The organism is Streptomyces macrosporus, assembly GCF_039533145.1.
GTDB lineage: Bacteria > Actinomycetota > Actinomycetes > Streptomycetales > Streptomycetaceae > Streptomyces > Streptomyces macrosporus.
Map to the genome: position 1 here is coordinate 317,263 of NZ_BAAASZ010000003.1, position 25,276 is coordinate 342,538.

Annotated in this window: 23 protein-coding genes, 2 tRNA genes and 1 pseudogene; 9 read left to right on the forward strand and 17 right to left on the reverse strand. The window is 73.7% G+C overall.

All coding sequences use genetic code 11. The features are described from left to right. Positions 1 to 77: 77 nt before the first annotated feature. On the reverse strand, positions 78 to 554 hold the full coding sequence (locus ABD335_RS01890) for a hypothetical protein (protein WP_344320213.1): 477 nt from the start codon (positions 552 to 554) through the stop codon (positions 78 to 80). Between the two features lie 275 nt (positions 555 to 829). Between ABD335_RS01890 and ABD335_RS01895 the strand changes: the two genes are divergently transcribed. Both ABD335_RS01895 and ABD335_RS01900 read left to right on the forward strand, forming a co-directional pair. Beyond that, the gene (locus ABD335_RS01895; RefSeq protein ID WP_344320214.1) at positions 830 to 1,810 is read left to right on the forward strand and encodes an acyl-ACP desaturase; all 981 of its coding nucleotides are present in this window, start codon (positions 830 to 832) and stop codon (positions 1,808 to 1,810) included. Positions 1,811 to 2,105: 295 nt separating this feature from the next. After that, on the forward strand, positions 2,106 to 3,035 hold the full coding sequence (locus tag ABD335_RS01900) for a glycoside hydrolase family 16 protein (protein ID WP_344320215.1): 930 nt from the start codon (positions 2,106 to 2,108) through the stop codon (positions 3,033 to 3,035). Between the two features lie 102 nt (positions 3,036 to 3,137). On the opposite strand, the gene ABD335_RS01905 is transcribed toward ABD335_RS01900, so the two are convergent. Continuing rightward, complete coding sequence (locus ABD335_RS01905) at positions 3,138 to 4,727, reverse strand: MDR family MFS transporter (protein ID WP_344320298.1); 1,590 nt, start codon at positions 4,725 to 4,727, stop codon at positions 3,138 to 3,140. Between the two features lie 151 nt (positions 4,728 to 4,878). Between ABD335_RS01905 and ABD335_RS01910 the strand changes: the two genes are divergently transcribed. Beyond that, positions 4,879 to 5,463, forward strand: a complete 585-nt coding sequence (locus ABD335_RS01910; protein WP_344320216.1) for a TetR/AcrR family transcriptional regulator — start codon at positions 4,879 to 4,881, stop codon at positions 5,461 to 5,463. 161 nt (positions 5,464 to 5,624) lie between these two features. On the opposite strand, the gene ABD335_RS01915 is transcribed toward ABD335_RS01910, so the two are convergent. The 3 genes from ABD335_RS01915 to ABD335_RS01925 form a co-directional block, all read right to left on the reverse strand. Continuing rightward, positions 5,625 to 6,152 carry a peptidase inhibitor family I36 protein gene (locus ABD335_RS01915; protein WP_344320217.1) on the reverse strand — a complete coding sequence of 176 codons (528 nt, stop codon included), beginning with the start codon at positions 6,150 to 6,152 and terminating at the stop codon, positions 5,625 to 5,627. 203 nt (positions 6,153 to 6,355) lie between these two features. Then, on the reverse strand, positions 6,356 to 7,051 hold the full coding sequence (locus ABD335_RS01920) for an ester cyclase (RefSeq protein WP_344320218.1): 696 nt from the start codon (positions 7,049 to 7,051) through the stop codon (positions 6,356 to 6,358). A gap of 70 nt (positions 7,052 to 7,121) precedes the next feature. Continuing rightward, on the reverse strand, positions 7,122 to 7,754 hold the full coding sequence (locus ABD335_RS01925; RefSeq protein WP_344320219.1) for an ATP-binding protein: 633 nt from the start codon (positions 7,752 to 7,754) through the stop codon (positions 7,122 to 7,124). Positions 7,755 to 8,170: 416 nt separating this feature from the next. Here ABD335_RS01925 and ABD335_RS01930 point away from each other — a divergent pair. Then, positions 8,171 to 8,374 (forward strand): annotated as a pseudogene (locus ABD335_RS01930) (Scr1 family TA system antitoxin-like transcriptional regulator); the annotation flags it as partial. Here the strand turns inward: ABD335_RS01930 and ABD335_RS01935 are convergent. The 4 genes from ABD335_RS01935 to ABD335_RS01950 all read right to left on the reverse strand — a co-directional run bounded on the left by ABD335_RS01935 (position 8,349) and on the right by ABD335_RS01950 (position 12,593). Next, positions 8,349 to 9,605 (reverse strand): alginate lyase family protein, encoded by a 1,257-nt coding sequence (locus tag ABD335_RS01935; RefSeq protein WP_344320221.1) that lies wholly within the window; start codon positions 9,603 to 9,605, stop codon positions 8,349 to 8,351. The pseudogene ABD335_RS01930 and the gene ABD335_RS01935 sit on opposite strands and share 26 nt — an antisense overlap. Positions 9,606 to 9,732: 127 nt before the next feature. Further along, positions 9,733 to 10,506, reverse strand: a complete 774-nt coding sequence (locus ABD335_RS01940) for an ABC transporter permease (RefSeq protein WP_344320299.1) — start codon at positions 10,504 to 10,506, stop codon at positions 9,733 to 9,735. Positions 10,507 to 10,617: 111 nt separating this feature from the next. Next, positions 10,618 to 11,466, reverse strand: coding sequence for an ABC-2 family transporter protein (locus ABD335_RS01945; protein ID WP_344320222.1), 849 nt, complete (start codon positions 11,464 to 11,466; stop codon positions 10,618 to 10,620). Continuing rightward, on the reverse strand, positions 11,463 to 12,593 hold the full coding sequence (locus ABD335_RS01950) for an ABC transporter ATP-binding protein (RefSeq protein ID WP_344320223.1): 1,131 nt from the start codon (positions 12,591 to 12,593) through the stop codon (positions 11,463 to 11,465). The genes ABD335_RS01945 and ABD335_RS01950 overlap by 4 nt, the downstream gene beginning before the upstream one ends. Before the next feature lie 111 nt (positions 12,594 to 12,704). On the opposite strand from ABD335_RS01950, the gene ABD335_RS01955 reads away from it, so the two are divergent. Further along, entirely contained in the window at positions 12,705 to 13,541 is an 837-nt protein-coding gene (locus tag ABD335_RS01955) for a DUF1206 domain-containing protein (protein WP_344320224.1), read from the forward strand. Between the two features lie 162 nt (positions 13,542 to 13,703). Here ABD335_RS01955 and ABD335_RS01960 read toward each other — a convergent pair whose 3' ends face one another. From ABD335_RS01960 to ABD335_RS01970, 3 genes are all read right to left on the reverse strand, one after another. Continuing rightward, positions 13,704 to 15,095 carry an SDR family NAD(P)-dependent oxidoreductase gene (locus ABD335_RS01960; RefSeq protein WP_344320225.1) on the reverse strand — a complete coding sequence of 464 codons (1,392 nt, stop codon included), beginning with the start codon at positions 15,093 to 15,095 and terminating at the stop codon, positions 13,704 to 13,706. Positions 15,096 to 15,119: 24 nt separating this feature from the next. Then, positions 15,120 to 15,191: transfer RNA gene (locus ABD335_RS01965), tRNA-Gly, on the reverse strand. A gap of 12 nt (positions 15,192 to 15,203) precedes the next feature. Further along, positions 15,204 to 15,276: transfer RNA gene (locus ABD335_RS01970), tRNA-Ala, on the reverse strand. A gap of 187 nt (positions 15,277 to 15,463) precedes the next feature. Between ABD335_RS01970 and ABD335_RS01975 the strand changes: the two genes are divergently transcribed. Beyond that, positions 15,464 to 16,255: a family 43 glycosylhydrolase gene (locus ABD335_RS01975; RefSeq protein WP_344320226.1), complete on the forward strand. Its 792-nt coding sequence runs from the start codon at positions 15,464 to 15,466 to the stop codon at positions 16,253 to 16,255. A 31-nt stretch (positions 16,256 to 16,286) separates the two neighbouring features. Here ABD335_RS01975 and ABD335_RS01980 read toward each other — a convergent pair whose 3' ends face one another. Further along, on the reverse strand, positions 16,287 to 16,937 hold the full coding sequence (locus ABD335_RS01980; RefSeq protein ID WP_344320227.1) for a nucleoside/nucleotide kinase family protein: 651 nt from the start codon (positions 16,935 to 16,937) through the stop codon (positions 16,287 to 16,289). Positions 16,938 to 17,286: 349 nt separating this feature from the next. Between ABD335_RS01980 and ABD335_RS01985 the strand changes: the two genes are divergently transcribed. Continuing rightward, on the forward strand, positions 17,287 to 18,903 hold the full coding sequence (locus tag ABD335_RS01985; protein ID WP_344320228.1) for an ABC-F family ATP-binding cassette domain-containing protein: 1,617 nt from the start codon (positions 17,287 to 17,289) through the stop codon (positions 18,901 to 18,903). Positions 18,904 to 18,930: 27 nt separating this feature from the next. Here ABD335_RS01985 and ABD335_RS01990 read toward each other — a convergent pair whose 3' ends face one another. Together ABD335_RS01990 and ABD335_RS01995 are read right to left on the reverse strand one after the other, a co-directional pair. After that, positions 18,931 to 19,533, reverse strand: coding sequence for a hypothetical protein (locus ABD335_RS01990; RefSeq protein ID WP_344320229.1), 603 nt, complete (start codon positions 19,531 to 19,533; stop codon positions 18,931 to 18,933). A gap of 89 nt (positions 19,534 to 19,622) precedes the next feature. Continuing rightward, positions 19,623 to 20,270: a TetR/AcrR family transcriptional regulator gene (locus ABD335_RS01995; protein ID WP_344320230.1), complete on the reverse strand. Its 648-nt coding sequence runs from the start codon at positions 20,268 to 20,270 to the stop codon at positions 19,623 to 19,625. A gap of 124 nt (positions 20,271 to 20,394) precedes the next feature. On the opposite strand from ABD335_RS01995, the gene ABD335_RS02000 reads away from it, so the two are divergent. Together ABD335_RS02000 and ABD335_RS02005 are read left to right on the forward strand one after the other, a co-directional pair. Beyond that, complete coding sequence (locus tag ABD335_RS02000) at positions 20,395 to 20,931, forward strand: class I SAM-dependent methyltransferase (RefSeq protein WP_344320231.1); 537 nt, start codon at positions 20,395 to 20,397, stop codon at positions 20,929 to 20,931. Positions 20,932 to 20,996: 65 nt separating this feature from the next. Next, positions 20,997 to 21,722, forward strand: coding sequence for a MerR family transcriptional regulator (locus tag ABD335_RS02005; protein WP_344320232.1), 726 nt, complete (start codon positions 20,997 to 20,999; stop codon positions 21,720 to 21,722). Between the two features lie 77 nt (positions 21,723 to 21,799). Here the strand turns inward: ABD335_RS02005 and ABD335_RS02010 are convergent, their stop codons facing one another. Further along, positions 21,800 to 23,983 carry a 3-hydroxyacyl-CoA dehydrogenase NAD-binding domain-containing protein gene (locus tag ABD335_RS02010; RefSeq protein ID WP_344320233.1) on the reverse strand — a complete coding sequence of 728 codons (2,184 nt, stop codon included), beginning with the start codon at positions 23,981 to 23,983 and terminating at the stop codon, positions 21,800 to 21,802. A 74-nt stretch (positions 23,984 to 24,057) separates the two neighbouring features. Next, positions 24,058 to 25,272 (reverse strand): acetyl-CoA C-acetyltransferase, encoded by a 1,215-nt coding sequence (locus ABD335_RS02015; protein ID WP_344320234.1) that lies wholly within the window; start codon positions 25,270 to 25,272, stop codon positions 24,058 to 24,060. Positions 25,273 to 25,276 lie beyond the last annotated feature (4 nt).

Below are 25,276 nucleotides of genomic sequence, written 5' to 3' on the forward strand. Positions count from 1 at the left end.
CCGGTCGGCGCGCCCGGTCGGCGGATCACGGTGGGGACGGCGTTCGGCGCCGTCCCCACCGGCGTTCCGGGCGGACGTCAGCGCGGCCCGTCCGTCTCCTCCGGCCCGGCCACCACCACGGTGAAGCTCACCGCCCCGGCCCGCTCCCCGCGCAGGGACCCGGTGTCCCCGCGGGTGTGTTCCAGCAGGTAGGTGGCCATCCGCCAGGTCAGCCCCGACGGCGGCTCGACCGTGGCGCCCGGCGGCTTCTCGGGGTCGTGGCGGGGCAGTTCCACCGCCGCGGGCCCCCCGGGGGCGAACGGCCGCACCGCGGCGGCCACCACCACCCGCACGCGCAGGGGTTCGCCCCACGTCCAGGGGTCGGCCACCAGGGTGAGGCGGACCGCGCCCGTGCCGTCCTCCATGCCCCACGGCAGCGTCCACTCCAGCACGCCGTCCACCGGTTCCACCACGGCCCGCCGCCCGCGCTCGCGTTCGCGCGCGACCAGCTTCCCGCACATCGCGAGAACGGCCTCCAGGTGCCGCAGTACGTGTCTCTCCCAGACGTCGAACATCGCCGCTCCCCCGTCACGGGCTCCCCCCGCCGACGGCGCCGGGCCGGCCCGGCGCCGCGTCCTTTCCCGTTGCCTTCCCTCCCGGATGCCGCCGCGTCCCCTCCCGACCCCCTTCGGCCTCCCGTACGTCCGAAAAGTTTCGCGGAACGGCCGACTTCCGGCGTATGCCCTGCTCACAGCACCGGCCTTGCCGTAACCGGGGCCGATAACCTACGGTTTCGTAACCTACGTTTCCGTAGGTACGCCCCTCTGTCCCCGTCCCCCGTGGAGTTCCCATGACCCTCGCCCTTCCCCCCACCTCCGGCACCGAGCAGTGGACGGACGCCCGTCTGTTGTACGCACTGGAAGAGGTGGTGGAGAGGGAACTCGACCGGCACCTGAAGGTCGCCAAGGAGTGGATGCCCCACGAGTACGTCCCCTGGAGCGACGGGCGGAACTTCGACGGCCCGCTGGGCGGCGAGCCCTGGGAGCCGGAGCAGTCGAAGATCTCCGACGTGGGCCGCACGGCCCTGGTGGTCAACCTGCTGACCGAGGACAACCTCCCCAGCTACCACCACGAGATCGCCACTCTCTTCGGCCGCGACGGGGCCTGGGGCACCTGGGTGCACCGCTGGACCGCCGAGGAGGGGCGGCACGGCACCGTGATGCGCGACTACCTGCTGACCACGCGCGCCGTGGACCCGGTGGAGCTGGAGAGGTTCCGGATGGCCCACATGTCGGAGGGCTTCGAGTCCGACAACCGGCACTCGATGCTCCACTCGGTGGCCTACGTCGCCTTCCAGGAGCTGGCCACCCGCATCTCCCACCGCAACACCGGCCGGCTGTCCGGCGATCCGGTCTGCGACCGGTTGCTGGCCCGGATCGCCACCGACGAGAACCTCCACATGGTCTTCTACCGGAACCTGCTGCGGGCGGCCTTCGAACTCGCCCCGGACCAGACCATGCGGGCCGTGTGCGACGTGGTGACGGGCTTCCGGATGCCCGGCCACGGCATCCCCGGCTTCGAGCGGGCCGCCGCGCGGATGGCGCTCGGCGGCGTCTACAACCTGCGCATCCACCACGACGACGTGCTCCAGCCGGTGCTGCGCTTCCTGAAGGTCCTGGAGATCGGCGGCCTCGGCCCGGAGGGCCTGAAGGCACAGGAGGAACTGGGCCTGTTCCTGGACGGCCTGGACGGCGAGGCCCGCAGGCTGGACGAGCGCCTGGCCGCCCGCCGCGCCCGTCTGGCGGCCCGCGAGGCGGCGGCCGGCTCCTGATCCGCGTCCGCGTCGGGCCCGCGCCGGACCTGCCGGCGCGGGCCGCGCCCGTCGGCGCGGGAGCGCGCCCCGCGCGGTGACGGGCGGTGACGGGCGCGGCGGACGGCGCGGTGGTCGCCCGACTCCCGTCGGTTTCACGGTCGTTGGCCTGCCCCGTTTGACACGGGCACCCCCGCGGTCGATTCTGAGAGCGCTCTCACACCGCCTGTCGCCGCTCCCCCGGCACCCTCCCGTGCCGCGCTCGCGGAAGTCGCGCCGGGCGTCGTCCACATGAGCCCGCATCAGGGAGAGACCTGTGCACCACACGCCACCCCCACCCCCGTCCGCGCCCCGCCGGAACGTCCGTCGCCTGCGCCTGCTCACGGCCGTCGCGGCGGGCGTGACGGCCGGCGTCCTCTTCGCCCAATCGGCCGTGGCCGCGCCCGTCACGGAGCACTGGACGGGCGACTCGCCCCACTTCTCGCAGACGTCGGCGTCCGGCGGCAGCGTCGGCGTCGTGTCGATGAACGGCCCCGACGACGGCCGGGCGCTGCGCCTCACGCTCGACGCCCGCCCGGGCGTCGGTCCGGGCAGGGGCGTGGAGATCTCCAGCAACGACGCCACGTACCGCTACGGCACCTACGGGACCCGCATCAGGACGGCGGACTGCACCGGGCAGGGCCGGCTCGGCGTCGTCACCGGCACCTTCACCTACTCCTCCGACCACACGGACGGCAACGGCAACGGCCTGCCGGACAACGACGAGATCGACATCGAGGTGCTCTGCGCCCAGCCCCACGTCGTCTGGCTGACCATCTGGACGGACTACGACGGCGCCACGGGCGCCGTCCGGAAGATCTCCCGCGCGATCGACATGCGCACCGGGAAGGTCCTCCACAACTGCTACATGCACGTGCTCGGCGGCCCCTGCCAACCCGAACTGCCCGGCGAGAACAGCCCGGCGAGCGTCACGCCCGTCCCCGGCTTCGACTCCTCGACCCAGTTCCGCACCTTCATGTTCGACTGGCAGCCGGACTCGGTGACCTTCTGGGGCTACGACAACAGCGGCCGGAAGAACGTGCTCTGGGAGTACCGCGGCCCGGCCTCCCGCATCCCGGACAAGCCGTCGGCCTTCCTCCAGAACGTCTGGCACACCGACGCCTGGGACCCGCTCGACGGTCCGGCCCGCGAGCAGCCCCGGACGGCGATCTCCGCCTACGTCGACTCCACCACGCTCCCCCGCTGACCTCCGGGAGCGCCGAGGGCCGGGCCCGGCGGACGATCGGTCCGCCGGGCCCGGCCCTCTCCCTCGTCGTGCCCCCTCGTCGTGCGCGCCGCCGGCGCGGCGTCAGCCGGCCCTGGTCTCGCGGGCCTCCCCCGCTCGGACCCCGCCGTCCGTCCCGTCCTCGCCGTCCGCCTCGCCCTCGCCGGCGGCCGGCGCCAGGTCGACGCTGTCGCGCAGCGTCACGGGGGTGAGGAACAGGGTGGCGAGCACGCCGACCACGGCGATCCCGGCGGAGACCAGGAAGATGTGGCCGGTGCCGTCGCCGTAGGCGGCGCGGACGATCTCGACGACCGCGGGCGGCATGCCCTCCAGGTCGAGGGTGGACCCGCTCCCCGCTCCTCCGCCGGTGTCGACCCCCAGCCCGGCGAGCCCGCTCGCGATGTCCGCGGTGACCCGGTTGGCGAGGACGGCGCCGAGCACCGAGACGCCGATGGTGCCGCCCAGGGAGCGGAAGAAGGTGACCGCTCCGCTGGCCGCGCCCAGTTCGCTCAGGGGGACGGTGTTCTGGACGACCAGCACCAGGTTCTGCATCGACATGCCGACGCCGATGCCGACCGCGAACATGCCGAGCGAGACGGCGACGAGCGAGGTCTCGTGGTCGATGGTGGACAGCACGAGGAAGCCCAGGGTGAGGATCACGGACCCGGTGAGGATGTGCGGCTTGACCTTGCCGGTCTTGGAGATGACGCGCCCGGAGGCGGTCGAGGAGAGCAGCACGCCGAGCATCATCGGGATGGTGAGCAGGCCCGCCTCGGTGGGCGAGTGGCCCCGGCCGATCTGGAAGTACTGGCCGAGGAAGACCGCGCCGCCGAACATGGCCATGCCGACGGCGAGGCCGGCGAGGATGGCGAGGGCCGGGTCGCGGCGCTTGACGACGTGCAGCGGCACGATCGGCTGCGCGGCCCTGGTCTCCACGGCGACCGCGGCGCCCAGCAGGACCACGCTGCCGCCGACCATGGCGCCGGTCTGCCAGGAGATCCAGCCGAAGTCGTGGTCGACGAAGGTGACCCACAGCAGCAACAGGCCGACGCCGGCGGCGATGAGGACGGCCCCGGCGTAGTCGATCCGCACGTCGGCGCGGCGGACCTCGTCCAGGTGGAGGGTCCGCGCGAGCAGCACCATGCCGATCAGGGTGAACGGGACGGCGATGAAGAAGCACCAGCGCCAGCCGAGCCAGGAGACGTCGGTGATGGCGCCGCCCAGCAGCGGACCGCCGACGGTGGCGACGGCCATGACCCCGCCGAGGTAGCCGTTGTACCGGCCGCGCTCCTTGGGGCTGATCATCGCGGCGATGATCACCTGCACCAGGGTCTGGAGCGCGCCCATGCCCAGGCCCTGGACGGCGCGGAAGGCGATGAGCTGGCCGGTGTCCTGGGCGAACCCGCACGCCAGCGAGGAGACGACGAAGAGGCCGATGGCGATCTGGAGCAGCAGCTTCTTGCTGAACAGGTCGGCGAGCCGGCCCCAGATCGGGGTGGAGGCCGTGGAGGCCAGCAGGGTCGCGGTGACGACCCAGGTGTACTGCGACTGGGAGCCCTTCAGCGACCCCACGATCTGCGGGAGCGCCACCGAGACGACCGTGCTGCTGATCATCGCCACGAACAACACCACGAGCAGCCCGCTCAACGAGCGCAGGACATCGCGGTGGTCCATCGGCGCGGCTTCCGCGGGCGCGGCCGTGTGTGCGCTCACGCACAACCTCCGGGAGGAAGGAAGAGAGGGACGGGAGACCTCCTCACTTTACATACCGAGTATGCAAACTTGCCCATTGGGCAAGATTTACCGGCCGTAGGATGATGGCGGCATGGAGCACACCCTGGGACTGCGTGAGCGCAAGAAGGCCGCCACCCGGCAGGCCGTACACGAGGCGACCCTGCACCTCGTCGTCGAGCACGGCTTCGAGCACGTCACCATCGAGGCCATCGCCGACGCGGCCGGCATCTCGCGCAGGACGTTCTCCAACTACTTCGCCGGCAAGGAGGACGCCCTCCTCTACGGCGAGGAGGAGCAGATCCGCGCGTTCGTCCAGGCCGTACGGGCCCGCCCCGCCGACGAGCCCGCCTGGACCGCCCTCCGCCGGGCGCTGCGCGTCCTGTCCCACCGGCACGGGCGTCCGGACCCCGAGTGGGCCGTGCGCACCCGTCTGGCCAAGCGTCACCCCTCCGTCCTCGCCCGGCAGCTCGCCAACCACGCGGCGCTCGAACGCGACCTCGCCCTCGCCGTGGCCGAGCGGCGGGGCCCCGAGGGGGTGCGGCCCCAGATCGTGGCGGCGGCGTTCCTCACCGCCGCGCGGATCGGCATGCACCTGTGGACCGAGGAGGAGCAGACGCGCGATCCCGTCGAGGTGATCGAGGAGATCCTCGAGGAGATGGCGGCCCCGTTCTCCTGACGGCTCTCCCGACGCCCTCCCCGGCCCTCGCCCCCTCGATCCCCTCGATCCCCCATCCCGACCGTCCCCGTCCCCGAACGTCCCCGGACAGCACGGAGGCCGGGCCCCCGGTGGCACTCACCGGGGGCCCGGCCGTTTCACGGGCCGGTGGCGCGGGTCCGTCAGCCGTGGACCCAGCGCGCGCGGTCGTTGTAGCCGCCGAGGTTGGAGCTGTACTCCGGGGCGCCGAGCCAGATCTGCTGCCCGTTGCCCATCTTCAGACCACCCGAGTCGCCCCGGCTCTGGCGGTTCCGCCACGAGCTGGCCTGGTTGGCGAAGCCGTACTCGTTGAGGTCGTGCCAGTACTCGTCGTTGAAGATCAGCCGGCGTCCGCCTCCGTTGGCGTGCTCGTAGATGCACAGCCAGCCCCGGGCACAGGCGGGCAGGCCCTTCGCGTCGGCCGTCCTGTCGTACCCGAGGGCGGCGTCGGCCTCACTGCCCGTGTCGTAGCAGTCGACGTCCTCCGGGGTGGTGGCCACGCAGGTGTGCGCTCCCTGCCAGCCGTCCCGGAGCAGGTCGATGTTCCGGCCCTCGTAGCGGGCCACCGCTCCCGTCGCGGTGGCGTCCGCGGCGGCGGTGGACGGGACCGCCGTGAGCAGTCCCGCCGCGACGGCCGCGACACCGACGAAGTGCGCCAGGCGTGCGCGCATGGATTTCCCCCTTCTGGTCGCCGCCGCTCCTCCGGGGAGGAGTGACGGCTTGGTGAAAACGGTCGCCGTCATCCTTGCGGACCCGGCCGACGGTTCACCATGAAAGGGGGCGAAAGGAACCCGTGTGGGTGACAACGAGGTGACGTGGCGTCACTTCCCGCTCGGCATCCCCGCGGTGCCGGCGCTCCGCGCCGACGCGCCGACTACACGTCGACGGCGCCGATCTGCCGCAGCAGGCCGAGGTCGTCCCAGTTCCACCAGCCCTCCGCGATCTTCCCGTTCTCGCAGCGGAAGGTGACGTGGCCGGTCCCCATGACCTCCCGGTCGGTGGGCTCCATGCCCTTGAACGGGCCGACGTGACGCCCCGTGTAGGACAGCCGCGCGGACACCAGATCGCCCTCGGCGATCATGCTCTCGACGGTGAGCCTGGGACGGAACGCCTCCAGGATCTCCCGGTTCTCCTCCTTGGCCCGTGCGAGCCCGATGCCGTAGGAGGACAGGGCGGGGTCGTGCTCCTTGTAGTCGGGGGTGCACAGCGCGTCCGCCACGTCGTAGTTCCTCCGGTTGATCACCTCTTCGACGAAGGTGCGGGCCACACCGGTGTTGAGCTGCTCGTCGCGGGAGACCTCCAGGTCCGTGAACGTGGGCGCCTCGTCGCAGATCTCCACCAACTGCCGGAAGATCCGGTCGGTCTCGGGCAGCCGCGAGTTCTTCATCGCCTCCTCGTAGGAGGGGAACTCCACGATCTCCACCACGTGCGCGGAGTCGGAGCGGTCCCGGCCGACGATGGAATGGGTGGCCGTGCGCTTGCCCTGGGTCGCCTTGACCCAGTTGTCCATCAGCCTGTCCAGCTTGTCGGCCTGGTGGGTCTTGCAGTCGATGACCTGGACGAATGTCATGATGTCGCCTTCCCTGGCGGAACGTACGAAGGCATTTCCAGGCTATAACCGTTCCGTCCCCCATGCCCGTTCACCGATCTCCGCCGCCCTCCCCCTCCTCCTCGGTCCGGGGCCGGGCGAGGTCCAGTTCGGCCCAGACGGTCTTGCCGCAGTACAGCCGGTCGACGACGCCCCAGCGGGAGGCGAGGGCGTCCACCAGGAGCAGGCCCCGCCCGGACTCCTCCTCCGGCTCCGGCACGGGCACGGGAACGGACGGGTCCGGCCGCCGCCCGCCGTGGGCGTCGGCGACCTCGACGCGGAGCGTGCCGGTCCCCGACGGCCCCCGCCCGACACTGATCCGGAGTTGGAACTTCCGTCCGGGCACGCGCCCGTGCGTGACGGCGTTGGCGGCGAGTTCGGCCACGATCGACACGACGGCCTCCGCCACCTCGTGGTCCCGCGGCCACCCCCGGCCGGCCAGGTGCCGCGCCGCCATCAGCCGCGCGAGCCGCGCCCCGCGCGGCGTCGAGGGCAGCAGCCGGATGAACGTGTGGAGAGGGGCGGGGAGTTCGGCGGAAGCGATCGGTGGTGTCACGCCACAGAGCGTGTCGGTCCGGTCGCTCTCCGGCCAGGCCCACGGCCGGTACGAGGACGCCGGTACGGGGCCTCCGGGCGCCTCGTACGGCGCGTCGGCGACCTCGGAGGCGATGCGGAAGGCGGGCATGGCGGCTCTCCGGGCGGGACCGGGCGGGGTGAACGGGCGGGACCGTGACCGGGCCCTCCACGGCGTTGGAACGACGGCACGGTACGCCGGACTGATCTGGACGGTCCAATCTGTTGTCCTCCGAGGGGAGCCGCCCCGTACAGGGCACCTCTGTACGGCACCACCGGGCGTGCCGTACGGCGCGCCCGTGGTGACGGTGGCCGTGACCGGCCGTTGAGCCCGGTGAGTCGGGGAAGGACACCGGGAGGGCACGGACACGGCCGAGACGGAACGGCGGTGGCGGGCGGCGATCGAGGACGAGGGCGCGGAACGGGTGCTCGACGCGGGCGGCGTGTTCAAGGCCGTCGAGGAGGACCTGGACCGGGCTCGCCTCCCCGCGCGGTTCCGAGACTTCGCGGCCTGGGGAGAAGGACGCGGTCTGTTTCCACTCCTACGCGCCGCTGACGATTCCCGGTCTGTTGCAGACCGAGGGCTATGCCCGGGCGCTGATCGGCGGTCACTGCCCGCCGCCGGACGACGAGACGGTCGACCAAGGGCTGACCGCCGTGTGCGCGGGCCGGTTCCGGTCCGCGCACACGACGACGGGGGTCCGTCTCAGGCGGGGTTCTCGGCGTGGGTGAGGGTCTCCCAGGCCACGAAGAGGTTGTTGGTGCCGGCCGGGCGGCGGCTCTCGGTGAGGGTCCGGGTGTTGGTCATCGAGTGGCCCAGACGGTGGTGCAGGGCGTTGTAGCCGACCTCGGTGATCGGTCCGAGGCCGCGCTTGACCGAGCCTCCGCACAGCCAGGACGGCACCGCCGTGCCCAGTTCGTACGTGGCGTGGAGGCCGAGGGCGTGCCGCAGTCGCTCTCCCACCTGCGGGTAGAGGTCCTGGCCCTGGATGCGGGCGGTCTCGGCGACGTGGGAGATCGAGGAGATGCCGTAGCCGGTGTGGGTGAAGTCGCGGCAGGTCTCCTGGCTGAGCCCGTCGACGAAGGTGGTCTGCCCGTGCCAGTACTCGATGATCTCCTCGCGGGTGTCCCGCCGGCTGCCGGGGGCGGTCCTGGGCAGGGCGCCGTCGGACTCCAGGTAGATGTACGCCGGGACGCGGCCCAGGAAGCGGTTCACGGCCCGGTCGTAGCTCGCCCTGTCCTCCAGGAAGACGGAGATGCCGACGGCGGCCTCCATCATCGTCAGTTCCCAGTTGCCGTTGCTGTCGGAGCCACCGACGACCTCGGGGAGGTAGACCTCGCGCAGCATGGTGGCGAACCGTCCGGCCCCCGGCCAGTCGCCGTACGCGTGGCGGATGATCTCGGCGGCGCGCGGCCAGACGGAGCCCGCCCAGCCGGCCTGGAGCGGCGCGTTGCCGTTGGTGTGGTCGCGGATCACGGCGGACCAGGCGTCCATCAGCTCGATCGCCTTGTGCGCGTACCGGTTGTCGCGGGTGATGTACCACGCCAGCGCGTTGGTGTACGCGGCGATGGCGTCCTCGCGCTCGTCGGTGCAGCCGAGGTTGGGGTTGGAGTAGGAGCCGCACTCGACGACGGCGCGCGGCTTGGGCACCCGTGACGGCGAGGCGTACCTGGAGGCCGTCATCTGGTCGAAGGCGCTCTTCCAGGGCTGGGCGCCGGCCTGCACCTTCGACCGTACGAAGTCGAGCTGGGCGCGGCCGACGTGCACTCCGGGGTGGACGAAGGAGGCCGGGGCCGCGGCGGGGGCCGCCTCGGCGGGACGGGTGGGCGGTGCGGCGGGGGCGGTTCCCGCGAGGAGGGTCGCGACGAGCGCGGTCGGCAGGGCGACGAGCAGGGCGAGCAGTCCTCGCCTTCTCGACGGCCTTCTCGACGGCCTTCTCGACGTCGGCGGGCGTCCGGGCATGAGGGTCCCTTCGGGGTGTGGGGGGCTGCCGATGTTCACGTACACGAACAGGCGCCTGTGATGTGAACATGCGGGTGGAGGGAGACCATAGGACTGGACCAATGGACCGTCAAGGTTCCCGCCCCGCTCAGCCGTTGACCCCCGTGTAGTGGCGCAGGCTCCGGTTCCACAGCAGCCGCGCGCCCACGAAGAGCGCCAGGCCGACCAGCGGGGACAGCGCCGCCAGCCACACCGGCACGCCGAGCGACGAGCCGTGTCCGGTCAGCACCCCGGCCGGGAAGTAGGCGATGAACGCCAGCGGCAGGACGAAGGTGAACACGCCGCTCACCGCCCGGGGCAGGATGGAGAGCGGATAGCCCCCGAAGGTCGCCATCAGCTCCTCCACCCAACTGCTCCAGTAGAAGGTGGACGGGAAGCGGAACGCGGCGCAGGACATCGCGGTGCCCACCGCCGACTCGACCAACATGCCGCCCACCACCCCGGCGACGAGGAACGCCACGCGCCCGGCCGTCCACGGCTCCTCGGCCTGTTGGACGGCGAAGGCGAACATGGTGACGCCCACCGCCAGGTCGCCCAGGCCGTTGGTGGGGAAGCTGGAGAGCTGGGCCTGCCGGTAGACGGGCATCGGCCGGAGCAGCCAGGCGTCGACCAGACCCTCCTGCACCAGGAACGACAGGCTGTGGACCCGGCCGAAGACCAGCACGTACAGGGCGTGGCTCAGCATCCGCATGCCGACGATCAGCAGCACGTCCTCGCTGCTCCAGCCCCCCATGCCGGGGAACCGCTGGAGCAGTACCGCCGCGAAGACGATCACGGACGACTGCCAGGCGATGCCGAACGCGATCGTCAGCAGGAACTCGGCCCGGTACTCCAGTTGGGCGCGGAGGTTGAGCAGGGTGATCCGCCAGGCGACGTACCAGGCGCGGGCCGGGCGGCGGAGCCGTCCGACGGGGGCGGAGCCGGAAGGAGGGGGTGCGGCGGGGACGGGTCCGGTGGCGGGGGTCACGGGCGGTCACCCTCCCTGGGAGACGACACGGAGGGCCGCGCGGTGCCACAGCCATCGGGTGAGCACGGCGAGTCCGACCGCCCACGCCGTCTGCACCAGCAGCTCCCCGGGCGCCTGGGCGGGCGGGATGCGACCGATGTAGAGGGAGAGCGGTGTGTTGAGCGTCGCCTGGAAGGGCAGGAAGGCGTTCATCACGCGGAACCACTCGGGGAAGAACCACAGCGGCGCGAACGCGCCGGAGAGCAGGTTCTGCACGAACTGCACGATCTGCAGGGCGGCGCCGTCGCGCAGCGTCCAGAAGCACAGCAGGTCGACGAGGAGCATGACGCGGTACAGGACGAGCTGGCCCAGCAGCGTCCCGGCGAGGAACGCGGCCCCGGCCGCGGCGGAGGCCGGTGGGGGCAGCACCCCCACGGCGCGGCAGATCAGATAGCCGACCGCCACCCAGGCGAAGCCGTAGAGCTGGTCGCCCAGCGCGCGCAGCGCGTGGTAGCGGCGCGGCGACAGCGGACGCAGGAACCAGTAGACGATCGTGCCGTGGTGGAGGTGCTGGAGGACGGTGTCCCGCCCGGCGTGCCGGTCCAGCTCCCGGACGCGGGTGAGGAGCACGACCAGCACGGCGTAGCCGACGGCCTGCTCCTCGTCCAGCCCGGCGACGGCGCCGTCGGTCCGCGCGTACAGCCCCCGCCACAGGCAGACCACCAGGAACACCTGGACGGCCAGGCGCAGGGCGGTGGCGGTGATCCGGGGCGGGGAGAGCAGTTCGCCCAGCGGGGTGATCCAGGCCGCCCGCCACGGCAGGCTCGGCGGGGCGTGGGGCGGAGCGCCGGCCGGGGCGTGGGGCGGGGGCGTCATCGGGCGCTCCGTCCGGCGCGCGAGGCGGTGCCGTCCCCGGTGGCCCGACCGTCCCCCTCTCCCCCCTCTCCCCCGCCGTCCCGGTCGCCGTCCCCGTGGCCGTCCCGGTCGTCACGGCGCAGGTAGGCGGCGCGCATCACGTCCTCCAGGTCGTTCTCCTCCAGCGCGAGGTCGGTCACCCGGTGGCGCTCGACGATCGCCCGCAGCGCCTCGTGGACGGTGGGCGGCGCGTCGCCGTCGGGGCCGAACACCACGCGCGGCCCCTCGCGCCGCACCAGCCGGATGCCGGGCGGCGGCGGGCCGTCCGTCTCGGCGGGGTCCAGCGTCGCGTGCACCTGCCAGGTGCCGCCGAACCGCCGCCGGATCTCCTCCAGCGTCCCGTCCAGCACGATCCGGCCGTGGTTGATCAGCACCACCCGTTCCGCGAGCCGGGCCACCTCGGTCATGTCGTGGGTGGTCAGCAGCACCGTGCGCCCGCGCCGCTCCACCTGGTGGCGCAGGAAGGTGCGGACCTGCTCCTTGACCACCACGTCCATGCCGATGGTCGGTTCGTCCAGGAAGACGACCGGCGGGTCGTGGAGCAGCGCGGCGGCGAGGTCGCACCGCACCCGCTGGCCGAGGGAGAGGTGGCGCACCCGGGTGTCCCAGAACTCCGACAGTTCCAGCAGGGCGTCGAACTCCGCCAGCCGGGCGCGGTGTTCGGCCTCCGGCACCCCGTAGACGTCCCGCAGGATCGTGAACGACTCGCGGGCCGGCAGGTCCCACCAGAGCTGGGTGCGCTGGCCGAAGACGGCCCCGATGTTCCGCGCGTTCCGCTCCCGCTCGCGGTAGGGCACCACGCCCGCCACCCGCGCCTCGCCCGAGGTGGGGGTCAGGATGCCGGTGAGCATCTTGATGGTGGTGGACTTGCCGGCGCCGTTGGGCCCGAGCAGGGCGAGCAGTTGCCCGCGCGCCACGCTGAACGAGACGTCCCGCACGGCGGTCTTCTCCACCCGTAACGGGTCGACCAGGGAGCGCAGCGCGCCGGCGAGGCCGGGCCGCCGCACCGCGGACAGGAAGGTCTTGGTCAGGCCCCGGGCCACGATTCCCCCGGTCGCCGTTTCCCCACCGTGTGCCAACGTCGTCAAGGTCCTTCTCCGTCCGTCGGTCCGATCGAGGCTGCCCGACGTCCGCGGACGGGAGCAATCGATTTCCGGCCCGGCTGCGTCGCGGCGCCGTCCCGGGGCAGACGGCGCGGCATGAGGACAACGACATCGGTGACATCGGCGCCATCGGTACGCCGGGGCGCGAGACGGGTCGCGGGCGGCTCGGCCATGGAGGCCGCCGCCCGCTGGGGGCTGGTCGCCTACGGCGTGGTCCACCTGCTGATCGGCGCGTTGGCCCTGCGCATGGCCTTCGGCGACCACGGGCGCCAGGCGGACAGCGGCGGCGCGCTGCGGGAGTTGGCCCGGCAGCCGTTCGGCGGGTTCCTGGTGTGGGCGGTCGGCGTCGGGCTCGCCGGACTGGCCCTGTGGCGGCTGACGGAGGCGCTGCTGGGCGCGGCGCGTCCGAACGGCCACGAGCCGAAGGAGCGGCTGCGGGCCGCCGCGCGGTGCGCGGTGCTGGCCGTCCTGTCGACGTCCGCGATCGCCTTCGCCGCCGGTTCCGGGGGCGGCGGTTCCAGCGACGAGCAGTCCCGCGACCTCACCTCCCGGGTGTTCGACCTGCCGGTGGGCCGCTGGCTCGCGGGTGCGCTGGGCCTGGCGGTCGTGGGGATCGGCGTGTGGAGCGTGGTGCGGGCGCTGCGGCACGCGTTCCGCGAGGAGTTGGGGCCGGTGCCCGCGCGGCTGCGCCGCGCCGTGGACGCGCTGGGGGTGGCGGGCGGCGTCTCGCGCGGGCTGGTGTTCGCGGTGGCGGGCGGCTTCGTCGTGCAGGCGGCCGTGCGGTACGACCCGGACGAGGCGAAGGGGCTGGACGACTCCCTGCGCGCCCTCGCCGGGACGCCGGCGGGACCGTGGCTGCTGGCGGCGGTCGCCCTCGGGCTGATGCTGCACGGCCTGTTCCTGTTCGCCCTGGCCCGCTGGCACCGGGGATGAGGCCGGAACAACCGGTTCCGGACCCGGTGGGCGACCGGGGCCGGCCGGCGGCCCGTCAGGCGCCGGTGACCGCCTGCGGAGAGACGCGCAGGGCGTCGGCCGCCGGGCGCGGCGTGACGGGGCCGGTTCCCGCGAGGCCCGCGGCCGGCCGTCCGTCGGCGGTCACCACTCGGCCTCCCGGTAGTCCTTGAGGAAGACGCCGGAGACCGGCGCTCCGGCCTCGCCGCGCACGATGGGGTCGTAGACGCGGGCCGCGCCGTCGACCACGTCGAGCGGGGTGCGGAAGCCGCGCTCGGCGAGCCGGGCCTTCTTCGGGGCCGGGTTCTCGTCGGTGATCCAGCCGGTGTCCACGGCGCACATGTGGACGCCGTGGGCGGCGAGTTCCGGCCCGCTGGTGCGGGTGAGCATGTTGAGGGCGGCCTTGGCCATGTTGGTGTGCGGGTGGCCGGCGGTCTTGTTCCGCACGGCGAACCGGCCCTCCACCGCCGTGACGTTGACGATGTACCGGCGCGGGTGCGGGGAGGCCAGCAGCAGCGGCAGCAGGCGGTCGCAGAGCAGGGCGGGGGCGAGGGCGTTGACGAGTTGGGTCTCCAGCACCTCCGCCGGATCGAGTTCGCCGAGCCGGGCGGACCAGGAGTTGCGCGGGGCGGTGTCCGGCAGCAGCCCGGCCTCGTCCACCGCGGGCGGGGCGTCCGGCCCGGCGGAGGGGTGCCGTCCGGGCAGGGCGGGGGCGAGCGCGGCCCGCGGCAGGGACGCGCCGGGCATCGGCCGGTAGCCGGGCGCGTACAGCACCCCGGCGCGCGGTCCGCGGGAGGCGGCGCGCCGCTCCCCCGCCGCGAGGAGGGCGTACGCCTCGGGCGGGCGGCGCACCGTCTGGGCCGCGTTGTTGACCAGGATGTCCAGCGGGCGGCCGTCGGCGCGGAGCCGCTCGCACAGGCCGACGACCTGGCGCGGGTCGCGCAGGTCGATCCCGACGACCGTGAGGCGGTCCAGCCACTCCCCGCTGCCCTCGACGGCCTCGAAGCGGCGCAAAGCGTCGTTCGGGAACCGGGTGGTGACGATCAGTTCGGCGCCGTCGCGGAGCATCATCAGGGCGAGTTGGAAGCCGATCTTCACCCGGCCGCCGGTGAGCAGGGCGCGGCGGCCGGTGAGGTCGGTGCGCATCCGCCGGCGGGCGGAGTGGTCGGCGGCGCACTCCGGGCACAGCAGGTGGTAGAAGGCGTCGGCCCGCCGGTAGGGGCGCTTGCACGTGTAGCAGCGGCGAGGACGGGCGAAGACGCCGGGCTCCCTCCGCTCCGCCGGCTCGTCCAGCGGGGCGTCCTCGCGCCGGGTGGCCGATCCGGTGGCGGTGGCGGCGGTGACGGCCGCGTCGACGGCGGCCCGGTGCCGGTGGCGGTCCTTCCGGCGGCGCAGCCGCCCGTCGCGGGCGAAGGACTCGGCGACCCGCTCGGCACGCAGCCGCACCGGGTCGTCGGCGGGCAGGGCGCGCAGCCTGGCGACGGTGCGGTCGAACGCCGCGAGTTCGTCGTCGGTGATCCCCCCGGCCCCGTCCATACCGCGTGACGTCCCTTCCCCCGGCGGCCCCGACCGGCTTCGCACCGGTGTCATCCCGCTTGGGCGGCGGGCGCGTTCGCCGCTGCGCCACGGGACGGTTCGGACCTGCCCGGACGGCCGGATTCGAACCGGCGTCCTCTCGCACGCCATGCGAGCGCGTCTGCCTCTGCGCTACGTCCGGGCAGTGGACGGGATGGTACCCCGCCCCTTGCCCGCCCCTCGCGGCGGGACGCGCTCCCGTTCGGCCCGTCGGTTTCCGGGGACGCGGCTCCCACCTCGCATCCGTGTCTCGAAAGCGCCCGGCCTCCTCGTGCCGCGCCCGCCCGAAGGCTCGACGGGTGTGTGCGGCGGCTCCACGGTCGCCCGGAATGGCGAGTGGCGTTCGATGTTTCGAACCCGGAGCCGCTCATGCCCCCACACGACCACGCTCCCGGACGCTGCCGCTGATCGCGGCGGCGCTCCTCGCGCTCCTCGCCTCCCCGGTGCGGCCGGGCGCCCCCACCGCCCGTGCCGAAAGCGCCCCGGCGACGGCCGCCGCCGGGACCTTCACCGACCCGGTGGTCGACCGGAACGGCGCGGACCCGACGATCGTCCGGTACAACGGCCACTACCACCACCTGGGCACCACCTGGGCCTCCCACCGGGAGATGCGCCGCTCCCCCACCGTCGGCGGCCTGCGGACCGCAACGCCCACCGCGGTCCACCGCGAGACGGTGGCCTCGCGCTGCCGCAACTTCCGGGCGCCCGAACTCCACCGCCTCGACGGGCCCAACGGCCCGCGCTGGTACCCGACCTACAGCGCGGGCGTCTCCGGGAACATCGACCACCAGCACGTCCACGTCCTGGAGAGCGCCGGCAGCGACCCACTCGCCCCGGGCGCGTGGCGGGAGTTCCCCGACCCGGTCTTCCGACGCGACGCCGCGGCGGGGGTGTACGGGCCGGGCCACAACTTCTTCTTCCCCTCGCCCGACGGCAAGGAGGTCCGGATGGCCCACCACGCCCATTCCGGCCCGTCGGACGGCTGTGGCGGCACCCGCACCACCCGGGTGCAGAAGGTGAACCGGAACGCCGACGGCACCCCGGACCTCGGCACTCCGGTCTCCACCTCCACGGTCCTCCGGGAGCCCTCCGGCACCCCGGCCCTCGCCGGCCGCGAGTGACACCACCGCCCGCCGCCCGGCCCGCCGCCCGTCAGCCGGTCCAGGCCGGGTGGCGGGGGTCGTCGGCGCGGACCACCACGTCGGCCGTCTCCTCCGGTCGCACCTCGTCCTCGTAGCGGGCGAAGGCCGGCAGCGTCCAGCGCTCGTCCTCGGGGGTGCGGCGGGCCAGGGCGGCCGGGGTGAGGCGCAGGTGGACGGTGAGGTCCAGGGGGAAGCCGCGGCCGAGCAGCAGCGGCCCGTCCAGCAGCAGCACGCCGCCGGGCGGGAGGGTGACGTAGGGGCTGCGGGTGGCGCGGTCGACGACCGGGTCCCACAGGTCGGGCAGGATCCGGCCGGTGCCGTCGGGCCCGAGCGGGCCGAACACCTCCCGCCACAGGGCGCCGGTGTCCAGCCACAGGTCGTAGTAGGCGTCCGGGTCGTGGTGCCCGTGCTCCAGCCGGAGCGACGCCGGACGCAGGAAGCCTCCCGCGCTCACCCGCCGCACCGGACGGCCGCGCAGCCGCAGCGCCTCGGCGAGGTCGTCCGCCCACCGTCCCGGCCGGGCGGCCGGGGCGCCGTCGATGGCCGCCCGGAGCCAGGGCGAGCCGTCGTGGGGGGCCGTCGCGGCGAGGCGGTCGGCGACGGCGTCGGTCAGGCGGGGCCAGGTGACGGGGCGGATGTCGCGGTGGGCACGGTCGGTCATGGTCCGCAGCACAGCACACTCCCCGGTGGGCGCGCCGGCCGCCACGGGCGGCGGGCGGGAAAACCGTTTGCGGCCCCCTCGCCGTGTGCCGTAGCGTTTTCCACGGCCCTGTCGTCGTCGATCGGAGAGGCCGTTGCTCGCCTGAGGTCATGAGGCACCGGATCCGCGGGGATGCCCCGCGTGGTTCTTCGTGCGTGTGACGACCTCGGGTTGTGAGCCGCCCTTCCGGACCGGACGTGTCCGGGGCCTTCGTGCTTCTCCCCTCCCTCTCTCCGTCGTCGCACGGCGTTCCCCGGTGCCTCCGCGTGTTGCCCCTTCCCCCACACCACGAGAGCAACCGGAGGCCCACATGCCGCTTTCCGCACCGTCCGCCGCGTCCGTCGTCTGTTCCGGGCTGCACTTCGCCTGGCCGGACGGCACCCCGGTCCTGGAGGACTTCCAGCTCGCGGTCGGTCCCGGCCGCACCGGTCTGGTCGGGCTCAACGGCGCCGGGAAGTCCACGCTGTTGAAGCTGATCGCGGGCGAGCTGACCCCGTCGAAAGGGTCCGTGCGCACCGCGGGCGAGGTCGGCCACCTGCCGCAGACCGTCCACCTGGACACCGCCCTGCGGGTGGACGAGGCCCTGGGCGTGGCGCGGGCCCGTGCCGCGCTGCACGCCATCGAGAACGGGGACGCGAGCGAGGAGAACTTCGCGGCCGTCGGCGACGACTGGGACGTCGAGGAGCGCTCCCGCGCCGTCCTGGACCAGCTCGGCCTGGACCACATCGACCTGGACCGCACCATCGGCGAGGTCTCCGGCGGGGAGGCGGTCCTGCTGCGGCTGGCCGCGCTGCTGCTGGCCCGGCCGGAGATCCTGCTGCTGGACGAGCCCACCAACAACCTCGACCTGACCGCGCGCCGCCGCCTGTACGACGCCGTGGACTCCTGGAACGGGGTGCTGATCGTGGTCAGCCACGACCGCGAGCTGCTGCGGCACGTCGACCGGATCGCCGACCTGCGCGACGGCGAGGTCCGCTGGTACGGCGGGAACATCGACGCCTACGAGGAGGCCCTGGCGGTGGAGCAGGAGGCGGCCGAGCGGGCGGTCCGCGCGGCCGAGGCCGACGTCAGGCGCCAGAAGCGCGAACTGATCGAGGCGCACGAGAAGTTGGCCAAACGGGCGCGCCAGGGCAGGAAGGCCGCCGCCACCGCCGGTCTTCCCAGGATCGTGGCGGGTGCGCGCAAGCGCGCCGCCCAGGAGTCGGCGGGCAGGCATCGCATCCTCCACGAGGAGCGGCTGAAGGAGGCGCGGGAGCGGCTGGACGAGGCCGCCGAGGCGGTCCGGGACGACGACGAGATCCGCGTCGACCTGCCGCACACCGCCGTGCCACGCGGGCGCACCGTGCTGACCCTGCGCGAGCTGGAGCTGCGCGGCGGGGCCCGTGCCGAGCTGCGCCTGCACGGCCCGGAGCGGGTCGCCCTGGTCGGGCGGAACGGGTCGGGCAAGACCACGCTGCTGCGCACGATCGCCGGGGAGTTGGAACCGGTGGCGGGCGAGGCGGTGGTCCACGTTCCCCTGCGGTACCTGCCGCAGCGGCTGGACGTGCTGGACGACGAGCTGTCCGTCGCGGCGAACGTGGCCCGGTTCGCCCCGGAGGCGACCGAGAACCACGTCCGGGCGCGGCTGGCCCGCTTCCTGTTCCGGGGCGCGCGGGCGGACCAGCGGGCCGGGACCCTCTCGGGCGGCGAGCGGTTCCGGGCGACGCTGGCGGCGCTGATGCTGGCCGAGCCCGCGCCGCAGTTGCTGCTGCTGGACGAGCCGACGAACAACCTGGACATGGCGAGCGTCCGGCAGTTGACCGGTGCGCTGGAGGGTTACGAGGGGGCGCTGATCGTGGTCAGCCACGACGTCCCGTTCCTGCGGGACCTGGGGATCACGCGCTGGCTGCGGCTGGACGGCGAACTGTCCGACGTCGAGCCCCTGTAGTCGGGCCCGCGGCGGTGGCCGGGCCGGTCAGCGCACCGCCGTGACCAGGACGTTCCCTCCGCCCCGGGCCACGGCGAAGGACCGCCCGCGGGCCTCCTTCCCGTCCAGGGCGGCGCTGTGACGCCCCGCCTCCAGCGGGGCGTCCAGCAGGACGCGGGTGCGGGTGCGGTGGAGCCGGTCGAGCCGGTGGACGGTCAGCTCGACGTGGCAGGCCGCGCCCACCTCGACGGTGACGGCGTGGCCGTCCGCCGCCAGGGAGGTCAGCGGCCGGCGGTGGGCGGGGGTGCGGTCCAGTGCCTGCTCCATCCGGGCGGCCAGCACCGGGACGACCGGGGTCGGGCCGTCCACGAAGACGGCGTCGACCCCCGCCCGGGCGAACGCCTCGCGGACGGCCGCCCGGTCGCCCTCCGTCACGGCCGGGTCGAAGGCGACCGCGCCGTAGGGGCGCAGTTCCTCCGCGGGCACGTCCCGCACCTCGGTGGTGATCTCCGCGCCGATGCCGTTCTGCCGCAGGGCGGCGGCGAGCCGGCGCAGGACGGAGGCGCGTCCGCCGATCAGCAGGGCCCGTCGTTCCTCGGCCGGTGGCGGGCCGCCGCGCACCGGGGCGAGGGCCGGGTGTTCGGGTGTCATGCCCCAATGCTGCCCGAAAGGTGCCGAGTTGAGGGCGATTGCCACGGCGGGACGCGCCGGGCGGTCGGGGCCGGCGTCCGGGGCGCGCGTCAGTCCGGGCCCGGCCGGTCGGCCGTGAGCAGCCGGCGGGTCGCCTCCGCGAGCCGGTCCTCGACGTCCGCGCGGGAGTCCTCGGGGACGGCGGTGCGGCGGAAGCGGTGGGAGGCCACGAGCGACAGCAGCCACCACGCGCCCGTGGCCGGGTCGGTGTCCGGGGCGATCTCCCCCGCCCGCTGTCCCTCGGCGAGGACGGCCGTCAACTCCTCGGCGATGCGCCGGGTGCCGCGGCGGTACGCCTCGGCGATGGCCGGTTCCTCGGTGAGCGCGGCGGCGTCGGCGAGGAGGGCGCCCAGGGTGCCGCGGGCGTGCATCCGGTCGATGTGGCCGGGGGCGAGGACGTGGTCGAGCAGGGTGGCCGGCGAGCCGCCGCAGCAGGTCTCCAGCTCCTCCCGCAGCCCCGCGCGGGCGCGTTCGGTCGCCCGGTCGAGCACGGCGGCGTAGAGGTCGGCCTTGGAGCCGAAGTTCTGGAAGACCACCGGTTCGCTGACCCCGACGCGGGCGGCGATCTCGGCCGTCCTCCCCCGGCGGTAGCCGACGTCGGCGAAGACCAGGGTGGCGGCGTCCAGGATCGAGGCCCTGCGATCGGCCGCGCGCAGCCGGGTCCTGCGGGGTGCGGCGACGGGTTCGTGCTGGGGCATCGCCCCATCGTATCCGTCCCCTTGCCGCATTTCTTAGTGGCGACTAAGTTGAAGTTTCTTAGTCGCCACTAAGTTTCCTGGAGGCACCGTGTCAGGTCCCGGAAGAGACGAGCCCGGCATCGTCATGACCCATCCCCGGCGCTACGAGCTGGCCGGTTCGCTCCTGCTGCCCTGGATCCGCCGCCGCATGTTCGTCCGACTCGCCGAGCGGGCCGGGGTCGGCCCGGGCGACCGGGTGCTGGACGTCGGCTGCGGCACGGGCGCGCTGACCCGGGCGGTCGCCGCCGCCGTCTCCCCCGGCGGGAGCGTGCTGGGGGTCGACCCGTCGCGGCAGATGGTCGAGTACGCCCGCCGGCGGGCGGAGCGGCGGGGCGAGAACAGCTCCTTCGCCCTGGGCGTGGCCCAGGAACTCGACGCCGAGGACGGCTCCTTCGACGCGGTCGTCTCCAGCTTCGCCGTCCACCACGTCCCGGAGGACCGGCGCGAGCGCGCCTTCGCCGAGATGTTCCGCGTGCTGCGCCCCGGCGGCCGGCTGCTGGTGGCGGACTTCCGCGGGCACGCCGAGCGGCACGCGGCGATGGTCGCGCGGGCCGGGTTCGTCGACCTCGCGCGGGGCCGGGTGTTCCCCATGGCCCACTGGATCACGGCCGTCCGCCCCTGAGGACGGGATCCCGCGGACTTCCGCGGAGGTTTCACAACATCGGTGAGACAGCAATACTGTCCGACATGAAGGACCCGGCTGCCTCCCTCACCGTCGACGAGCTGGCGGCACGCGCCGGCGTGACCGTCCGCACGATCCGCTTCTACTCCACCCGAGGGCTGCTGCCGCCGCCGGAGATCGGCCCCCGGCGCGTGGGGCGGTACGGGCCCGAGCACCTGTCCCGGCTCGCGCTCATCGAGGAGTTGCAGCACCAGGGGATGACCCTGGCGGCCATCGAACGCTACCTGCGGCAGCTTCCGCCCGACCTCAGTCCGGAGGACCTCGCCCTCCACCGCGCCCTGGTGGCCTCCTGGGCGCCGGACACCGAGGAGGAGACCACCCGGGAGAAGCTGGAGCGGCGGGCCGGGCGGGAGTTGACGGAGGACGACGTCGACCGGCTGGAGGCGATGAACGTCCTCACCCGCACCGACGCCCCGGACGTCTTCCGCGTCGACCCGGTGATCCTCCACCTGGGGGTGCGGCTGCTGGAGGTGCCGGTCACGCTCAAGACGCTCCTCGCGGCCCGCGCGGTCGTCCTGGAGCACAGCCGTCAGGCGGCCCGCGAGCTGAGCAGGATGTTCAAGGAGGAGGTCTGGGACCCCTACCGGCGGGGGGAGGACGACCCGGAGCAGGTGGAGACCATGCGGGAGCTGTCGGCCCACATGCAGCCCATGGTGGTGCAGGCGCTGGTGACCGCCTTCCAGCGGTCGATGCGCGAGGAGCTGCGGGCCTCCTTCCCCGACGAGGGGTGACCTCCCCGACGAGGGGCGGACCCCCGCGTGGGAGGCGTCCCTCCGGCCGGGCGCCGGCCGGAGGGACGCGGCGGGGCCTACGCGCCGGCGGGGGTGTCGGTGAAGGTCTCGCCCTTCTCCGCCGTCTCCACCAGCAGCCTCGGCGGCGCGAACCGGTCTCCGTAGCGGGCCTGGAGTTCGCGGGCACGCGCCACGAAGCCGGGCAGGCCGCCCTCGTAGCCGTTGACGTACTGGAGCACGCCGCCGGTCCAGCCGGGGAAGCCGATGCCCAGGATGGAGCCGATGTTGGCGTCGGCCACCGAGGTCAGCACGCCCTCCTCCAGGCAGCGGACGCTGTCGAGGGCCTCGGAGAAGAGCATCCGCTCCTTCATGTCCTCGAAGGGGATCTCGACGCCGGGGCGGGTGAAGTGCTCGCGCAGCCCCGGCCACAGCCCCGCGCGCTTGCCGTCCACGTAGTCGTAGAAGCCCGCGCCGCCGCTGCGGCCGGTGCGGCCGAACTCCTCGACCATCCGGTCGACGACGGCGTCGGCCGGGTGCGGCTCCCAGGTGCCGCCCGCGGCCTCCACGGCCTGCCGGGCCTCCTCGCGGATCCTCCGCGGCAGGGTGAGGGTCAGCTCGTCCATCAGGGCCAGCACCTTGGCCGGGTAGCCGGCCTGGGCGGCGGCCTGCTCCACCGAGGCCGGCTCCACGCCCTCGGCGACCATCGCCACGCCCTCGTTGATGAACCGGCCGATCACCCGGGAGGTGAAGAAGCCGCGGGAGTCGCGCACCACGATCGGGGTCTTGTCGATCTGCCGCACCAGGTCGAAGGCGCGGGCGACCGCCTCGTCCCCGGTGCGCTCGCCGCGGACGATCTCCACCAGCGGCATCTTGTCGACGGGCGAGAAGAAGTGCAGTCCGATGAAGTCCCGCTGCCGCGTCACGCCCTCGGCCAGCGTGGTGATGGGGATGGTGGAGGTGTTGGAGCACAGCAGCGCGTCGGGCGCGACGATCTCCTGGACCTCCTGGAAGACCTTGTGCTTCAGGGCGGTGTCCTCGAAGACCGCCTCGATCACGGCGTCGCACCCGGCCAGCGCCCCGGGGTCGGCGGTGGGGGTGATGCGCTCCAGCAGCGCGTCGCGCTTCTCGGGCGTGGTGCGGCCCTTGGCCAACGCCTTGTCCAGCAGACCGGCCGAGTACGCCTTGCCCTTCTCGGCGGCCTCCACCGTCACGTCCTTGAGGACGACCTCGATGCCGGCCTTGGCGCAGGCGTAGGCGATGCCGGCGCCCATCATGCCCGCGCCGAGCACGGCGACCTTCCGCACCGTCCGGGGTTCGACGTCCCGGGGGCGGCTGCGGCCGGAGTTGACCGCCTGGAGGTCGAAGAAGAACGCCTGGATCATGTTCTTCGCGATCCGTCCGGTCGCCAGCTCGGTGAAGTAGCGGGACTCGATCGCCTGGGCGGTCTCGAAGTCGACCTGGGCCCCCTCGACGGCCGCGGCCAGGATGTTGCGCTGGGCCGGGTAGGGGGCGCCGCCGAGCTGCTTGGCGAGGTTGGCGGGGAAGGCCGGGAGGTTGGCGGCGAACTTCGGGTGGGCGGGGGTGCCGCCGGGGATCTTGTAGCCCTTGACGTCCCAGGGCTGGACGGATTCGGGGTGGGCGTCGATGAACGCCCGGGCCCGCGCGAGCATCTCCTCCTCGGTCTCCACGACCTCGTGGACCAGGCCCTTCTCCAGGGCCGCGCGCGGGACGTACCGCTGCCCCTGGAGCAGCACGTTCAGCAGGGCGTCGGTGATGCCCAGCAGGCGCACGGTGCGCACCACGCCGCCGCTGCCGGGCAGCAGGCCGAGCGTGGCCTCGGGCAGTCCGATGCGGGAGCCGCGGGCGTCGAGGGCGATCCGGTGGTGACAGGCCAGCGCGATCTCCAGGCCGCCGCCGAGCGCGGCGCCGTTGATCGCGGCGACGACGGGCCTGCCGAGGGTCTCGATGCGGCGCAGGTCGCGCTTGACGGCCATGCCGCGCTCGTAGACCTCCCGCGCCTGCTCGGGCCGCACGGCGAGGAGGTCGTTCAGGTCGCCGCCGGCGAAGAAGGTCTTCTTGGCGGAGGTGACGATGACGCCGCGGACGTTCTCCCGCTCCGCCTCCAGCCGGTCGGCGGTGGCCGCGAGCGAGTCGATGAACGCGGCGTTCATGGTGTTGGCGGACTGGTCGGGGTCGTCCAGGGTGAGGGTGACGACGCCGGTGTCGTCCTGCTCCCAGCGGATGGTGGAGGGGGCTGCCATGGTGGGTTCTCGTTCTCCGTTGAGGGTTGCTGCGTCGGGACGGTCGGGGGTGGGCGCGGTGCCGCCGGGGCGGGTCAGAGCCGCTCGACGACGGTGGCGATGCCCATGCCGCCGCCGACGCAGAGGGTGGCCAGGCCGTACCGCAGGTCGCGGCGCTCCAGTTCGTCGACGAGGGTGCCGAGGATCATCGCGCCGGTGGCGCCGAGCGGGTGGCCCATGGCGATGGCGCCGCCGTTGACGTTGACCTTGTCCAGGGACAGGCCCATGTCCTTCACGAAGCGCAGGACGACGGCCGCGAACGCCTCGTTGATCTCCACCAGGTCGATGTCGTCGATGGTCAGCCCCGCCTTGGCCAGGGCCTTGCGGGAGGCCGGGGCCGGGCCCGTGAGCATGATCGTCGGCTCGGAGCCGGAGACGGCGGCGGAGACGATCCGGGCGCGCGGGGTCAGCCCGTACCGCTCCCCCACCTCGCGGCTGCCGATGGCCACCAGCGCCGCGCCGTCCACGATGCCGGAGGAGTTGCCCGCGTGGTGGACGTGGTCGATCCGCTCCACCCAGTGGTACTTCTGCAGCGCCACCGCGTCGAAGCCGCCCGCCTCGCCGATGGCGGCGAAGGAGGGCTTGAGGGCGGCCAGGGAGTCGACGGTGGTGCCGGGGCGCATGTGCTCGTCGCGGTCCAGGACGACCAGGCCGTTGCGGTCGGTGACGGGGACGACCGAGCGGTCGAAGCGGCCCTCCTTCCAGGCCGTCGCCGCGCGCTCCTGCGACAGGGCGGCGTACTCGTCCACGTCCCGGCGGCCGAAGCCCTCGATGGTGGCGATGAGGTCGGCGCCGATGCCCTGGGGGACGAAGCCGCTCTCGAAGCTGGTCATCGGGTCCATGGCCCAGGCGCCGCCGTCGGAGCCCATCGGCACCCGGGACATCGACTCCACGCCGCCGGCCAGGATCAGGTCCTCCCAGCCGGAGCGGACCTTGGCGGCGGCCAGGTTGACCGCCTCCAGGCCCGAGGCGCAGAACCGGTTCTCCTGGACGCCGGCCACCGTGTCGGGCAGTCCGGCGGCGATGGCGGCGATCCGGGCGATGTCGGAGCCCTGGTCGCCGACCGGGGTGACGACGCCGAGCACGATGTCGTCGATCGCGGCCGGGTCCAGGTCGGGGAAGCGGCGGCGCAGTTCGTGGATCAGACCGACGACGAGGTCGATCGGCTTGGTGCCGTGCAGGGCGCCGTTCGCCTTGCCGCGCCCGCGCGGGGTGCGGATGGCGTCGTAGATGTACGCGTCGGTGGTCACGGTC